Genomic DNA, 15,025 nt, shown 5'->3' with positions numbered 1-15,025 from the left:
CGCGCTCGATGGTACGCCGCTGCCGCAGGTTGTCGCGCACGACAAAGGCCACCCGCACCGGGCGCGGATCGCTCAGCGCCTGCTCCACCACCTGCCAGCGTGTCGTGCGCAGGCGCCGCAACACGCCCCCCCCCCCCGCCACCGGGTGGGAGCTGCGCGCCAGCTCGACGAGTTCGTCGCGCCAGTCCCGCCCCAGACGCGAACGCGTCCACAGCGCGCGTGCAGTCTGCTCCATCATGGCCACCACCGGGCCGCGCGCCTCCACCGCATAGTCCAGCCGCGGCTCATCGCTCCAGCCGTGATGGATGTCGAGCCGGTCGTCGATGATGTTGATGCCCCCGACGAAACCCACGTCCGCATCGACCACGCACAGCTTCTGATGCAGACGGCGCAATTGCCCGGGTTGCAGCCAGCTTCGCCAGCCCTGCAGAGGACGGAACACGGAAAAACGCACCCCGGCCTCGGTCAGCTCGCGGCCGATGCGCGCCAGCGCCAGCCCCGAACCGAAGCCGTCGACCACCACACTGACCCGCACCCCGCGCCGCACGGCCTGCGCCAGGGCCGCCATCATGGCCTGGCCCGCCACATCGTCATGAAAGATGTAGGTCAGCAGCCAGACCCGGTGCCGGGCACGGGCGATGGCCTCGTGCATCGCGGGAAAGAGCTGATCCCCGCCGCGCAGCAGCCGCACCTGGTTGGATCCGGTGAACAGCGCCCGGGCCTGGGCATACCAGGCCAGCACGTGGCGGTCCGGTTCCGACGGTCCGTCCAGGACCCGGGCCTCGTCGGGGGGGGCTGCCATCGCTCAGACCGGCTCCAGCTCGGCCACCAGGGGCAGGTGATCGGACATGCGCGCCCAGGACGTGCCGCGTGGCACGAAGGTGGATACGCAGCGCAGGCCACGGGTATAGACACGATCCAGGGCAAACACCGGCACGCGCGACGGGAAGGTCAGCGGCCGCCGGCCCTCGGAGTCGCCCGCACGCTGCAGGCCAAGCTCCGACATCGCCGGGTTGAGCTTCTCACCCCAGTCGTTGAAATCGCCGGCCACCACCAGCCAGGCGTCGTGCGGAACATGCCGATCGATGAACTCGGCCAGCCGCTCCACCTGGCGCATCCGGCTGGCATGGATGAGTCCGAAATGCGCCACCACCGCATGCAGCTCCCCCCCCTGCCACTGTACGGGCACGTGCAGCAGCCCGCGCTGCTCGAAACGGTGATCGGACACGTCGTGGTGTCCGACATCGCCGATGGGCCAGCGCGACAGCAGCGCGTTGCCATGCTCGCCGTCGCGCGTGACCGCGTTCGTGCGGTAGGCAGCCACATAGCCCTCGGGCGCCAGAAAGTCGGCCTGCGACTGCTCGGGCCAGCCGAACCAGGTGCGCTCGAAGCGCCGGGCATCACGTCGGTGGAAGCGGCGCACCTCCTGCAGAAAGACGAGGTCGGCATCCAGCGCCTCGACACCCAGGCCGAGGTTGTGAATCTCCAGCCGCTTGAGCGGCCCCACGCCCCGCACCCCCTTGTGGATGTTGTAGGTGGCCACCCGCAGCCGCCGGCCCTCGGTGCCCGAGGCCGCCGGGAGCTGGCTGGACTGCAGGGGGTTCATGCCTGCCCCCCATCACCCTGGAGCGCAAACCGCGGCAGCATCAGCACGGCTTCCGCGTTCGAGGGCGAGAAGCAGCGGTCGGCCGCCTCCCGCCAGGGCAGCCAGGCGTACTGCAGGTGCTCCCGGGGGGCCAGGCGGACGGGAATATCGCGCGGCACCCGCAGCCCGAAGACATGCTCGGTGTTGTGTGTCACGCCGGGCGCGTAACGGTGACGCCAGACCGGATAGATCTCGTAGACGTTGCGCAGCCCCCAATCGACCAGATGGGCCAGCGGCACGGCCGGCCCGCCGATCTCGATGCCGGTCTCCTCGGCCACTTCCCGGATGCAGGTCTGCACCAGCGGCTCGTCGGGCCGGTCCTTCGAGCCGGTGACGCTCTGCCAATAGCCGGGACGGTCGGCCCGCTCGATCAGCAGCACCTCCAGCGCCGGACTGTGGATGACCACGAGGACGGACTCCGGGATCTTCGGCGGGCGTTCACTCACGGCGGCAACTCCTGTCACAGCGGGGATTTTGGATCATCCGCCACCTGCGGCATCCCGGATGCATCCCGAAAGCAACAAGGGGTGGCTGTGGCCACCCCTTGGAGCACGGGACCACCCGAACGTTCAACCGCCTGCGGACGGTTGGGGGTTGCGCAGGCGGATGTGCAGCTCGCGCAATTGCTTCTCGTCCACGTACGACGGCGCACCGGTCAGCAGGCACTGGGCCCGCTGGGTCTTGGGGAAGGCGATCACGTCGCGGATCGACTCGGCCTTGGCCATCAGGGTCACCAGGCGGTCCAGGCCGAAGGCCAGGCCGCCGTGGGGAGGCGCGCCGTACTGCAGAGCATCGAGCAGGAAGCCGAACTTCTGGCGGGCCTCCTCCGGCCCGATCTTCAGCGCGTTGAACACCTTGCGCTGCACCTCGGCGCGGTGGATGCGCACCGACCCGCCGCCCAGCTCCCAGCCGTTGAGCACCATGTCGTAGGCCTTGGCGATGCACTTCTCCGGCGCGGTGTCCATCCAGTCCTCATGGCCGTCCTTCGGCGCGGTGAAGGGATGGTGCACCGCGTTCCAGCGCTGTTCGTCCTCGTCGAACTCGAACATCGGGAAGTCCACCACCCACAGCGGCGCCCAGCGGTCCTCGAACAGGCCGCTCTTCCTGCCGAACTCGCTGTGCCCGATCTTCACGCGCAGCGCGCCGATGGCATCGTTCACCACCTTGGCCTTGTCGGCCCCGAAGAAGATCAGGTCGCCGTTGCGCGCGCCGGTGCGCGCCAGGATCTCGCCGATCGCGCCGTCGTGCAGGTTCTTGACGATGGGCGACTGCAGGCCGTCGCGGCCCTTGCCCGCGTCGTTGACCTTGATCCAGGCCAGGCCCTTGGCGCCGTAGATCTTGACGTACTCGGTGTAGGCATCGATCTCGCTGCGGCTCATCTCGCCACCGCCGGGAATGCGCAGCGCCACCACTCGCCCGCCCACGCTGTTGGCCGGGCCGGAAAAGACCTTGAACTCGACATCCTTCATCACGTCGGTGAGCTCGGTGAACTCGAGCTTGACGCGCAGGTCGGGCTTGTCCGAGCCGTAGCGGTGCATCGCCTCGGCATACTTCATGACCGGATAGACCGGCAGTTCCACGCCCATCACGTTGCGGAAGACCGTGCGGATCATGCCCTCGAACATGCCGCGGATCTCCTCCTCGGTGAGAAAGGAGGTCTCGATGTCGATCTGGGTGAACTCGGGCTGGCGGTCGGCGCGCAGGTCCTCGTCGCGGAAGCACTTGGTGATCTGGTAGTAACGGTCGAAGCCAGCCACCATCAGCAACTGCTTGAAGAGCTGGGGAGACTGCGGCAGCGCGAAGAACATGCCGTCGTGCACCCGGCTGGGCACCAGGTAGTCGCGCGCGCCCTCGGGCGTGCTCTTGGTGAGCATGGGCGTCTCGACGTCGATGAAGCCGTTGGCGTCCAGGAACTTGCGCACCTCCATCGCCACCTTGTAGCGCAGCATCAGGTTCTTCTGCATGTAGGGGCGGCGCAGGTCCAGCACCCGGTGCGTGAGACGCGTGGTCTCCGAGAGGTTCTCGTCGTCGATCTGGAAGGGCGGGGTCACGCTGGGGTTGAGCACCTCCAGCTCCAGGCACAGCACCTCGACCTTGCCGCTGGTGAGGTTGGCGTTTTCGGTGCCGGCCGGACGCGCGCGCACCTTGCCCACCACCTTCAGGCAGAACTCGTTGCGCACGCCTTCGGCGATCTTGAACATCTCGGGGCGATCGGGGTCGCACACCACCTGGACCAGGCCCTCGCGGTCGCGCAAGTCGATGAAGATGACGCCGCCGTGATCCCGGCGACGATGGGCCCAGCCCATCAGGGTCACGGTCTGGCCCATCAGCGCTTCGCTGACGAGGCCGCAGTAGGTGGTTCTCATGCAATCACTCCGATTCGGGGAGGGGCGCCAGGGAGCAGCACCCAAGGGCCGATCAGCCCTGGAGGCGCCGGGCCGTGCACGGCCCGGCCGGGAAATCCATCAATGACAGGCGCAAGAGCCGCCGCAGGGCGTCGAGGCCGCGCCGGCAGGGGCCGCCGCACCGGAGGACGAATCGCCGGCCCCCGAAGCCGAGGCCGTGGCCGCCGAAGCGGCACCGGCAGAGGCCGAGGCGCCGGCAGCACCCGATGCCCCCCCGCGGAAGTCGGTCACGTACCAGCCCGAGCCCTTGAGCTGGAAACCGGCGGCGGTGACCTGCTTGCGGAAGGTTTCGGCGCCGCACCGCGGACAGTGCGTCAGCACGGGATCGGAAATCTTCTGGAGCACGTCCTGCCCATGCCCGCAGGACTCGCACTTGTAAGCATAGATGGGCATAACCGACACCAAGAGGGGAACGCAAAACCCGAAATTATAGGCGGGCTGCCAGGGTTCAAGTCCGCCCGCCGGGACGGCAGTCCTCGGCGGGCAGACCTCGCCGGCCCAAACCGCCCATCGCGCCAGGGAGGCACGTTTCCTGCATTGGTGCCCCGAGAAGCCACCCCTATAATCCGCGCGCACCGCCCTCCCCCCCTCGCCGCGAAAGGATGTCCCGATGCTGCTGACCCTCGTGTTCGTCTACCTGGCACTGTCGATCGCCATCGGTTTGTACGCTTCGCGGCAGGTCCACAGTGCGCGCGACTACATCACCGCCAGCCGCCACCTGCCCTTCCCGGTCGTGATGGCCATGGTGTTCGCCACTTGGTTCGGGGCCGAAACCGTCCTGGGCATCTCGGCCACCTTCCTGGACGAAGGCTTCCGCGGCCTGATCTCCGACCCGCTGGGCGCCTCGCTGTGCCTGGTGCTGTTCGGCCTGATCTTCGCCCGCCCGCTGTACCGGATGAACCTGCTCACCCTGGGCGACTATTTCCGCGTGCGCTACAGCCGTCCGGTCGAGCTGGCGGTATCGGTGTGCATCGTGCTGTCCTACCTGGGTTGGGTGGCCGCGCAGATCACCGCCCTGGGGCTGGTCTTCAACGTGCTTTCGGCCGATGCCATCTCGATGAACGAGGGCATGCTGATCGGCATGGGCGTGGTGCTGCTCTACACCGTGTTCGGCGGCATGTGGTCGGTGGCGGTGACCACCTTCGTGCAGATGATTGTCATCGTCGTGGGCCTGTTGCTGGTCAGCGGTGAAGCCGCCCATCAAGCCGGCGGCGTGGCCACCGTGATCGCCAAGGCCGCAGCCGACGGCAAGTTCGAGTGGCTGCCCAGTCTGGATGCGGTGGACATCCTGGGCTGGACCGCTGCGCTGCTGACGATGGCGCTGGGCTCCATCCCCCAGCAGGACGTGTTCCAACGCGTCAACTCCTCCAAGAACGAGTTCGTCGCTGTCTGGAGCACGGCGCTGGGCGGCGTGGCTTATTTCTTTTTCGCCTCGGTGCCCTTGTTCCTGGCCTACAGCGCCCACCTGATCGACCCGGCCCTGGTCACCCGGCTGATGGAAGTGGACTCCCAGCTCGTGCTGCCCACGCTGGTGGTCGAACGCATGCCGTTCTGGCTGCAGGTGGTGTTCTTCGGTGCGCTGCTGTCGGTGATCATGAGCACGGCCTCGGGCACGCTGCTGGCCCCGGCCGTGACCTTCGCCGAGAACGTGCTGCGCCCCTACATGAAGGGCCAGAGCGACCAGCAGTTCCTGAACATGACCCGCGTGATCGTCGCTTGCTTTGCAGTGCTCGTCACGACCTATGCCGTGGCCACCGATGCCACTATCCATACGATGGTCGAGAACGCCTACCGCGTCACGCTGGCCGGCGCCTTCGTGCCCCTGGCCTTCGGCCTGTTCTGGAAGCGGGCCAACAACCGCGGTGCGGTGCTGGCCCTGGTGCTCGGTCTGGGCACCTGGCTGGTGCTGGAGGTCTTGGGCATCGACGAGCCGGTCGAGCCCCAGCTCTTCGGTCTGCTGGCCAGCGCGGTGGGCATGATCATCGGCGGCCTGACGGGGCCGGCCACGCGGCCCCAGGCCGTCGCCCAGGGCGCTTGAGCCGCGCTGCCGACACCCGGCGCAGCGGCTCCTACCACCAGGGCCGTGCCCGGGTCAGGGCCTGCATCGCCAGCAGGCCCAGCGTGAATCCGATGCCGCCATACAAAATGGCCTGGAGCAGGCGATTGGTGCGGCGCTGTTCCTTGATCAGCCGCTGCAGTTCCTGCCGGTGCAGCGCCGGCGGATGCTGCAGGGCATGGTGCAGCAGCCGCGGCAGCTCGGGCAGCAGCTTGGCATAGCGCGGCGCCTCCTTCTGCAGCCGCGCCCACAGCCCCCGCCACCCCACCTGTTCGTGCATCCAGCGCTCCAGGAAGGGCTTGGCCGTGCTCCACAGGTCCAGCTCGGGGTCGAGCTGGCGGCCCAGGCCTTCCACGTTGAGCAAGGTCTTTTGCAGCAGCACGAGCTGCGGCTGGATCTCGACGTTGAAGCGCCTCGAGGTTTGGAACAGACGCATCAGCACCTGGCCGAGCGAGATGTCCTTCAGCGGCTTGTCGAAGTGCGGTTCGCAGCAGGCCCGGATGGCCCCCTCCAGCTCGTCCACCCGGGTGTCGGGTGGCACCCAGCCGCTTTCCAGGTGGAGCTCGGCCACGCGCTTGTAGTCGCGCCGGAAGAAGGCGATGAAGTTCTGCGCCAGGTACTCCTTGTCGAACTCGGTGAGCGTGCCGATGATCCCGAAGTCCAGCGCAATGTAGCGGCCAAAGCTGGCCGGATCGACACTGACCTGGATGTTGCCCGGGTGCATGTCGGCGTGGAAGAAGCCATCGCGGAACACCTGCGTGAAGAAGATCGTCACGCCGTCGCGGGCCAGCTTGCGGATGTCCACCCCCGCCTCGCGCAGGCGCTGCACCTGGCTGATCGGGATGCCGCGCATACGCTCCATCACGATAACCTGCTCAGCGCACAGGTCCCAGACCATCTCGGGCACGATGACGAGGTTCAGGCCCTCCATGTTGCGCCGCAACTGCGTGGCGTTGGCCGCCTCGCGCACAAGGTCCAGCTCGTCGTGCAGGTATTTGTCGAACTCGGCCACCACCTCGCGCGGCTTGAGGCGTTTGCCATCGGGCCACAGCCGTTCGACCCAGGCGGCCAGGATGCGCAGCAGGCCCAGGTCCTCCTCGATGACCTTGAGCATGCCCGGGCGCAACACCTTGACGGCCACCTCGCGGCCGTCGCGCAAAGTGGCAAAGTGGACCTGGGCGATCGAGGCGCTGGCCACCGGCTCGCGATCGAAGTCGGCAAACAGTGCCTGCAGCGGCCGACCGAAGGACGCCTCGATCGTGCGCACCGCCTGGTCTGCAGGAAAGGGCGGCACGCGGTCCTGCAGCCGGGCCAGCTCGTCGGCCACCTCGGTGGGCAGCAGGTCGCGCCGGGTGGACAGGACCTGTCCGAACTTGACGAAGATGGGGCCCAGACGCTCGAGCGCCTCGCGCAGCCGCTGGCCAGCCGGACGTCCGAACCGGCGGCCCACCCCCAGCACCCGGGCCAGCAGGCGCACCGCAGGCTGCGGCGCCTCGCGCAGCACGATCTGGTCCAGGCCGAAACGCCAGACCGTGTAGAGGATGACCGTCAGTCGCAGCAGGCGTTTCATCCGGGTTGCCCGGGCCGGCCCGTCGCTGCGCCCATGCGGGCTGCCAGGGGAGCCATGGCCCTCAAGGCCGCCTGCACCCCGCCCCACAGGGCACGCAGCACCGCCGCGGCCTGGCGGGCGGCGGCATCGCCCATCAGGCGCGACAGATCCTCTTCCGGATCCCAGCGCAGGTGCTCCATCAGCCAGGCCAGGGTCGTGGCCAGTTCGGCATCACCTTGCAGGCTCACCGACGAGCGGTCACCCGAGAGCAGTTCGGCGGCCAGCCGCACCGGATTGGAGGCGTCCACCACCAGCTCCAGGGCACCGGCGTCGTCGATCGGCGCCTCCACGCGCTCCAGCAGCCCGGCAGGCGTGATCTCCCAGCAGGCCGATGGCGGGGGCGGTAACCAGGACGGCCAGCCGCTCAAGCTCAGGCGCACACGCCGGCCCGCCTGGGGAACCAGCCGGCGCATGGCCATGGGCTCGGAGGCCAGCAAGTGGTTCAGCGCCAGCGTGACGCGATCCAGCACGGCCGGACCGAGCAGTTGGAGAAGGGGTTCGAGCATGGCCGCGATTGTAGGTGGGCCGTCCTCCCCCCGGCCGGGGTGATCTTCGCCTCGGGCCCTTCTGGAACAATGCGCGCTTCAACGGCCCAAAGAGTCCTCCATGCCTCGCATCTTGCTGACCGGTGCCACCGGCTACATCGGCTCCCACACCTGGCTGGCCCTGCACGCCGCCGGCCACGAGGTCGTCGGCCTCGACAACTTCGCCAACAGTTCGCCCGCCGTCCTCGATCGGTTGGCCGAGCTCACCGGCACCGCGCCCGTCTTCGTACAGGCCGATGTCTGCGATACCGCAGCCCTGGACGACGTGTTCGGGCGCCACGCGATCGATGCCGTCGTGCATTTTGCGGCCCACAAGGCCGTGGGCGAATCGGTGCAGCGCCCCCTGGCCTACTACCGCAACAACCTCGGCGGCCTCCTGAGCGTGGCCCAGGCCATGCAGGACCACGGGGTCTTCCGCCTGGTCTTCAGTTCATCGGCCACCGTCTACGGGCAGCCCGAGCGTCTGCCCATCACCGAAGACGCCCCGCTGGCCACGACCAACCCCTACGGCACCACCAAACTGATGGGCGAGCGCCTGCTCGACGAGCTGCGACGCTGCGACCCGCGCTGGCAGATCGCCAGCTTGCGCTATTTCAACCCGGTGGGCGCCCACGAGAGCGGCCGCATCGGCGAGGATCCCCGCGGCACACCGAACAACCTGATGCCCTATGTGTGCCAGGTGGCGGTGGGCGTGCGCCCGGAACTGCAGGTGTTTGGCGGCGACTACGACACCGCTGACGGCACCGGCGTGCGCGACTACATCCATGTGATGGATCTGGCCGAGGGCCACGTGGCTTCGCTGCGCTATCTGCTCGAAACCGGCCAGTCCCACACGGTGAACCTCGGCACCGGCCAGGGCTACAGCGTGTTGCAGGTGATCCGCGCCTTCGAACAGGCCAGCGGGCGCTCGATCCCCTATCGCATCGTCGAGCGCCGCCCGGGCGATGTGGCGGCCTGCTACGCCGACCCGGCGCAGGCACGGCGGCTGCTCGGGTGGACCGCGCGGCGCGACCTGGCCGCCATGTGTGCCGACGCCTGGCGCTGGCAGAGCACGCATCCCCGCGGCTTCGCCGGCTGAATGAACCCGCTGTTTCGGCCGTCCGTGGCGGCCTTGTGACAGCCTGGCGCGCAGTCACCCCCCAGGCACGGGATGTGACAAATGCACGCCCTGCCGGACACTTCCCGACACACTTCAAGGGGAAGGTTCCATGAAAACGCTGATGGTCGTGGTCGCGCTTGGGCTGCCGATCGGGGCTGCCGCCGTCGACCGCGGCCTCGTGGACCGCCCGGCCGGCGACGCGCCCGCCGACACGGCCCTGACGGCGACCGCCTCGCCGCCGCAGGCAGCGCCGAGGGCGATGGCGCCCGCCCGCGACGCTGTAGTGTCCAACCCGCTTTCGGCCCCCCAGGTTCGATCAACGAACGACGGGGGTGGCGTGTGGTCGGGCCTCCAGGCGGTGCCCATGCGTGCAGCGCTGACCGAGCCCGTCCACACGGCCTCGGGATCGTCACGTCCGCCCGAACGTCTGCCGCGATCGGGCACCCAGTGGTATGCGCTCATCGCCGCCGGGGTGGCCGCCGTGGGCTTCATGGCCAGTCGCCGCACGCGCGGCTGAGACCCGCAACGATCTGCTCTCCCCCAGTGCGGCCACCCCAGGGTGGCCGCACTGCCTTGGACAGCACCCAGGAAAGGTCGCTCCCCTCCCCTCATTCACGGGCCCCGTCCAAGACGTCCCCCCCCAGATCACGTGGGTCGCCGGCAACGGCTTCCGGCCCACAATCCAACGAGATCCGCCCCCGTGTGTCCGCGAGCCGCTGGGCTCGCCGGCACCGTCGCGTCGGACACCAGGCCGGATCCCTGCGCTGCCGCCCCATGCCCTGAAACCCTGCATGTTCGACGACCGCAACAGCCACAAACGCACCTTCTTCGGCGCCCCGCAGTCCATCACCTCGATGGTGGCCGCGCTGCTGGAGCCCGGCCTCATGGTGGCGTCGCTCCTGCTGGCCTATGCCTGGTTCGATCAACCCGTGGGGCGCCCTGAACTCGTCCTGAGCCTGCTGGTGTTCGCGCTGGCCTTTCCCGGGCGCGACCGCTTCCGAGACAACCTGCTGGCCGCCGCCACCGACATCGCGCTGAGCTGGTTCACGCTGATGGTCATCTTCGGCCTGCTCGGCTACGCCACCAGCAGCTTTGGCCTGTTCGACACGCGCGCCCTGCTGCTGTGGGCTCTGGCCACCCCGGTGCTGCAATGGCTGGCGGTGTGGGCCGGGGCCCACATCGTGAACCACCACGCGAACCTGCCCCGCTCGCGGCGCAGCGCCGTCGTGGTGGGCGCGGGCCCGCTGGGCGAGAAGGTGTCGCGCGCGCTGGCCGAACGGCGCAACCGCGGCATCGACTTCCTCGGCTACTTCGACGACCGCACCGACGACCGGCTGCACGAAGGCGCCGCGCCGCACCGCTTGGGCATGCTGCGCGATGTGGGCGCCTATGTGTCGGCCCACGGCGTGCGCGATGTCTACATCACACTGCCCCTGGGGTCGCAGCCGCGCATCGTCCGGCTCCTCGAGCAGCTCCAGGGCACGACGGCCAGCCTGTACTACGTGCCCGACGTCTTTGGCATCAGCATCATCCAGGGCCGGTTGCACGACATGGGAGGCGTGCCGGTGGTGGGCATCTGCGAGACCCCTTTCACCGGCACGAACGAGCTCGTCAAGCGCCTGAGCGACATCGTGATGGCCAGCCTCATCCTGGTGGTGATTTCCCCGCTGATGCTGGCGATCGCCCTCGGTGTGAAGCTGAGCTCGCCCGGCCCGGTGATCTTCAAGCAGCGCCGCAACGGTCTAGACGGCGAGGAGATCATCGTCTACAAGTTCCGCTCGATGCGCACCCTGGACGACGGGCCGGTGGTGAAGCAGGCCACCAAGAACGACCCGCGCATCACGCCCTTCGGCGCCTTCTTGCGCAGGACCTCGCTCGACGAACTGCCCCAGTTCATCAACGTGCTGCAAGGCCGCATGAGCATCGTCGGCCCACGCCCCCATGCCGTCGCGCACAACGAACAGTACCGTCGCCTGATCAAGGCCTACATGGTGCGCCACAAGGTGCGCCCAGGCATCACCGGCTGGGCACAGGTCCATGGCTATCGCGGCGAAACCGAGGTGATCGAGAAGATGCAGGCCCGCGTCGAATACGATCTGGAGTACCTGCGCAACTGGTCGCTGGGCTTGGACCTCCAGATCATTGCGCGTACGATCCGCCTGATGCTGTTCGATAGGCATGCGTATTGATGCTGATGCGGATTTCGCAACGGCACCCCACGATCCATCACACAGCCTGAAGGAGCCCCGGTGAGCCCAAGTCCTGTCGCAACAACGTCGGCCCTCCGCAGCCTGCCTCTCGCATCGATCCTGTGGATGCTCAGCCCGGTGGCCCAGGGTCAGCCCACCGAAGGCCCCCCAACGACCGCCACCCGCCCATTCACCCTGAGCGTGAGTCAGGCCTTCACACATGACACCAACCTGTTTCGCAGTCCCAGCGGCACCCCGAGCGAGAGCGATCTGCGGTCCGTGACGGGCTTGGCGGCGGAGTTGAGCCAGCCCATGGGCCGCCAGCGCTTGCATGCCAGCGCTGCCGTTGCGGCCCATCGGTTCCGCGACTTCGACTCCCTCGACCATGTCGCCAGCTCCGCCCACGCCGGCATCGACTGGTCCACGGTGGAGCGGCTGTCCGGCACCCTGCGTTATGCTTACAACCGCAGTCTGGCGGACTACGGAACCGCCGGCGCCCCGCGCATCACCACCCGCAACCTCGAAAGCGCCCAGTTGGCCGAGTTCACGGCCCGCTACGGCATCACCGCTCGTACCGCCTTGCGTGCAGGATTGGAGCACCGCAGGGTGGATTACTCGGCCCAGGCGTTCCGGGATCGCGAGTACCGCCAGGACGTGGTGGCCCTGGGGATCGAGCACGGTGTGGAGCGAGCCCTGCGGCTGGGCGTCGGTGTGCGCCACACGGACGGCCGACGGCCACGCTTCACCGAGGTCTCGCCCGGCGTCTTCCGGGCTGACGACAGCACGCGCCGTGACGTGGACCTCACCGCGGAGTGGACGCCCACGGGACGCAGCACGTTCAACGGCCGCATCAGCCACAGCCGGGAGGACCATTCGGCACCGGAACTTGCCGACTTCTCCGGCATCACCGGGTCCTTGGGGTGGGACTATGCGCTCACCGGCAAGATCCGCATGCGCGCTCAGTTCGACAGGGACACGGGTGCTGAGACACGCTTTGCCGATTTCACGGGGGGGGCCCCCGATTACACGCTGGACAGCAGCCGTGTGACCAACACGGCGCAACTCGGCTTGCGTTACGCCCCGACAGCGAAGATCGAGGTCCAGACCGGGTATCGCCACAGCACGGGCAAGCTCTCGAATACCTCTGGCGAGTCGGGCCGCGACACCACGCGTGCAGTCAACCTGGGCATCCATTACGCCATCAGCCGCTCGTTCGACATCGGCTGCCAATGGCAGCATGAGCGGCGCACCAGCGATACGAGCCTGTCGTCCCCCTACCGGGCAACGGTGACGACGTGCCTGGCCCGGCTGGCCCTGAGGTGAGCGCCGCCGCCCCGGCCATGGATCGCGATGTCCGCGGGCCTGTCTGGATCGTGCATGTCTGGATCATGGCAGTGCTAATGGCATGCATTCATGCACCCCTGACCAAAGCCAATGCTGCATCACCGGTCGACCCGATGAACCGTGTAGACGCCAAAGCGGCCGATGGACACTGGCCCCAGACCCCCCGTTCGTCGGCCCGGATCTTCATCTCAGGACACAGCCTGACCGACCGCCCCTTGCCAGACCAGCTCGCCGCCATCGCGGACAGCCTGGGGACTCCTGCCTTGTGGGAACGCCAGTACATCGTCGGCTCCTCGATCCGTCGACGCACGCGAGGCGAGGCGGACGATCCCTCGGTTTGGGCCGGCTATCGCGAAGGCTACAACCGCGACGGCGAAGGTCTGGACGTGGTGGCTGAGCTGCGTCGTCCATCCGTGCACCCCGACCGTCCCTACGATGCCTTGCTGATCACCGAACAGCACGGTCTGCTGGGCACGCTGATCTGGAACGACACCGTCCGCCATCTGCGCCACTATCATGAGCGTTTCATTGAGGGCAATCCACGCGGTCAGACCTACTTCTATGAGGCCTGGATCAGCCTGGACGACAAGGACCGGCCCGAGCGCTGGATCGCCTATGAGCGTGCAGCCTCCCCGGTGTGGCAGTGCATCGCCACCCGCATCAACGTGTCCCTGCAAGCCGAAGGGCGCAGCGACCGGATCGTCTCCCTGCCGGCAGGCCGTGCACTGGCTGAACTCGTGGCGCGCGCCCTTCAGCCTTCGGGTTTGCCTGGCCTGGGCGGGCCCAAGGCACGCGATGTGGTGAACCGCCTGATCAAGGACGATGTCCACCTAACCCCTCTGGGCAGCTATTACCTGGCCTTGGTGAGCTACGCCGCCATCTATGAGCGTTCGCCGGTCGGAGCCTGGGCGCCGCCGGGAACCGACCCTGCGCTGGCCTTTGCGCTGCAAAGCTTCGCGTGGGATTTCGTATCGGGCTACTACCGGTCTTATCGACCGATGAGCCTGCAGCAATGCAAGCAATACCTCCAGGATGAATTCATCGGCCTGTACTGGGCCTATGTGCGCGACGCCTACTGGCGCCGAGAAACCCATCTGCTGGCAGCCTATGTCCGCTGGGCCAGGCATCTGCTGACCTGGCGCCATCGTTTGTCGCGCTCGGACGAGCGCAATCCTTTCCACCATGATCCAGCCACCGATGCCAGGCACTGGTGGGCTGCTCCTTCGGAGCGAAGCGAAGCCCCGTCCCGCCAGCCTGGGAGTGCGGCACCTGCGGCAAAAATGTAACCAGTCGTAAGCGACTGCCTCTCTTCGCCCTCGCCGCAGGAAAGCCTCCATCCCAGGGGGAGAGACCCCTCGAATGAGGGGTAGTTCACACTTGACTTTGCCGGTTTCTGCTCACGACTTGTTACGCCGTTACAGGTCCCTTACGGCTGGCCGGGGGACGCCTCGCTACGATCCGCGGCAGCAATCCTTGCCTCTGGTGGAAAGCGCTCAGACGCCGTCTGACAACACCGGGTCGCAGTGCTGACCGCCGAACCAGCTCTTCACGTCGCAACGACGTCACGGTTCGCCGTGCCTCCAGCACTGCCTCAGGGCCCAGTGGTTTCGCCGATACGCGCGACCCGGGGGGATGTTCTCGATTCACTGAAGTAGTGCAATGAAACAATCAAGCAATCAATCGCGGTGGGCCGTCTTGGCACAGACCATGGCGGCCTGTGCGGTGCTGGCTGCTTGCGGTGGCGGATCCGGCAGCAGCGGCACCGATGATGTCCTTCAATCGGCGCCCGTCGATGGGCAAGACGTGCATATCGATGCACAGGGACGCAGCTGGTGGTGGAACGGCAACCGCTGGTTGCAGGGCACCAAGCCCGCCCCCAGTCCCGCTCCCGCACCGGCACCGGCCCCCGGCAGTTGGACCGTGTGCGCTGCCGAGAATCAGTACTGCTCATTCTCCGGCACGGCCCAGGTTCGTTATGGTGCCTCGGGCAGTTACGCTTATGGCACTTTCACCAACGGTGTGAACTGCTCGAACGCCGTGTTTGGGGACCCGATCTTCGGGGTGGCCAAGCAATGCGAGGTCGCCGCCGAGGCGGCCCCGGCCCCGGCTCCGGCTCCGGCTCCGGCCCCGGCT

Annotated in this window: 13 protein-coding genes and 1 pseudogene; 7 read left to right on the top strand and 7 right to left on the bottom strand. The window is 67.8% G+C overall.

What is annotated here, in order from left to right:
- The 5 genes from ACK42S_RS09140 to ACK42S_RS09120 all read right to left on the bottom strand — a co-directional run.
- A partial coding sequence (locus ACK42S_RS09140; RefSeq protein ID WP_409705989.1) for a phospholipase D-like domain-containing protein occupies nt 1-802 on the bottom strand: 802 nt, incomplete at its 3' end.
- A 3-nt stretch (nt 803-805) separates the two neighbouring features.
- Nucleotides 806-1,606 (bottom strand): endonuclease/exonuclease/phosphatase family protein, encoded by an 801-nt coding sequence (locus tag ACK42S_RS09135; protein ID WP_409705986.1) that lies wholly within the window; start codon nt 1,604-1,606, stop codon nt 806-808.
- Complete coding sequence (nudB, locus tag ACK42S_RS09130; RefSeq protein WP_409705983.1) at nt 1,603-2,091, bottom strand: dihydroneopterin triphosphate diphosphatase; 489 nt, start codon at nt 2,089-2,091, stop codon at nt 1,603-1,605. Before nudB ends, ACK42S_RS09135 begins: the two co-directional genes overlap by 4 nt.
- A 123-nt stretch (nt 2,092-2,214) precedes the next feature.
- Entirely contained in the window at nt 2,215-4,011 is a 1,797-nt protein-coding gene (gene aspS, locus ACK42S_RS09125; RefSeq protein WP_409705980.1) for an aspartate--tRNA ligase, read from the bottom strand.
- 99 nt (nt 4,012-4,110) lie between these two features.
- On the bottom strand, nt 4,111-4,443 hold the full coding sequence (locus ACK42S_RS09120; protein ID WP_409705977.1) for an FmdB family zinc ribbon protein: 333 nt from the start codon (nt 4,441-4,443) through the stop codon (nt 4,111-4,113).
- A 217-nt stretch (nt 4,444-4,660) separates the two neighbouring features.
- Between ACK42S_RS09120 and ACK42S_RS09115 the strand changes: the two genes are divergently transcribed.
- Nucleotides 4,661-6,088: a sodium:solute symporter family protein gene (locus tag ACK42S_RS09115; RefSeq protein ID WP_409705974.1), complete on the top strand. Its 1,428-nt coding sequence runs from the start codon at nt 4,661-4,663 to the stop codon at nt 6,086-6,088.
- Between the two features lie 31 nt (nt 6,089-6,119).
- Here ACK42S_RS09115 and ubiB read toward each other — a convergent pair whose 3' ends face one another.
- Nucleotides 6,120-7,676, bottom strand: a complete 1,557-nt coding sequence (ubiB, locus tag ACK42S_RS09110) for a ubiquinone biosynthesis regulatory protein kinase UbiB (RefSeq protein WP_409705971.1) — start codon at nt 7,674-7,676, stop codon at nt 6,120-6,122.
- The gene (locus ACK42S_RS09105) at nt 7,673-8,221 is read right to left on the bottom strand and encodes a hypothetical protein (RefSeq protein ID WP_409705968.1); all 549 of its coding nucleotides are present in this window, start codon (nt 8,219-8,221) and stop codon (nt 7,673-7,675) included. Before ACK42S_RS09105 ends, ubiB begins: the two co-directional genes overlap by 4 nt.
- A 100-nt stretch (nt 8,222-8,321) precedes the next feature.
- Here ACK42S_RS09105 and galE point away from each other — a divergent pair, with 100 nt between their 5' ends.
- The 6 genes and pseudogenes from galE to ACK42S_RS09075 all read left to right on the top strand — a co-directional run.
- On the top strand, nt 8,322-9,338 hold the full coding sequence (gene galE, locus ACK42S_RS09100) for a UDP-glucose 4-epimerase GalE (protein ID WP_409705965.1): 1,017 nt from the start codon (nt 8,322-8,324) through the stop codon (nt 9,336-9,338).
- A 130-nt stretch (nt 9,339-9,468) separates the two neighbouring features.
- The gene (locus ACK42S_RS09095; protein ID WP_409705962.1) at nt 9,469-9,876 is read left to right on the top strand and encodes a hypothetical protein; all 408 of its coding nucleotides are present in this window, start codon (nt 9,469-9,471) and stop codon (nt 9,874-9,876) included.
- A 274-nt stretch (nt 9,877-10,150) separates the two neighbouring features.
- Nucleotides 10,151-11,548, top strand: coding sequence for an undecaprenyl-phosphate glucose phosphotransferase (locus tag ACK42S_RS09090; protein WP_409705959.1), 1,398 nt, complete (start codon nt 10,151-10,153; stop codon nt 11,546-11,548).
- Between the two features lie 201 nt (nt 11,549-11,749).
- Nucleotides 11,750-12,871, top strand: coding sequence for a hypothetical protein (locus ACK42S_RS09085; protein ID WP_409705956.1), 1,122 nt, complete (start codon nt 11,750-11,752; stop codon nt 12,869-12,871).
- A complete protein-coding gene (locus tag ACK42S_RS09080; protein ID WP_409705953.1) occupies nt 12,868-14,178 on the top strand; it encodes a hypothetical protein in 1,311 nt (436 codons plus the stop codon). Before ACK42S_RS09085 ends, ACK42S_RS09080 begins: the two co-directional genes overlap by 4 nt.
- Nucleotides 14,179-14,599: 421 nt before the next feature.
- A pseudogene (locus ACK42S_RS09075) lies at nt 14,600-15,025 on the top strand (hypothetical protein); the annotation flags it as partial.

Origin of the sequence: Caldimonas sp., from assembly GCF_046289365.1 — a bacterium.
In the GTDB taxonomy this organism is placed as follows: Bacteria; Pseudomonadota; Gammaproteobacteria; order Burkholderiales; family Burkholderiaceae_C; genus Caldimonas.
This window is presented reverse-complemented; position numbering and strand designations above follow the sequence as displayed.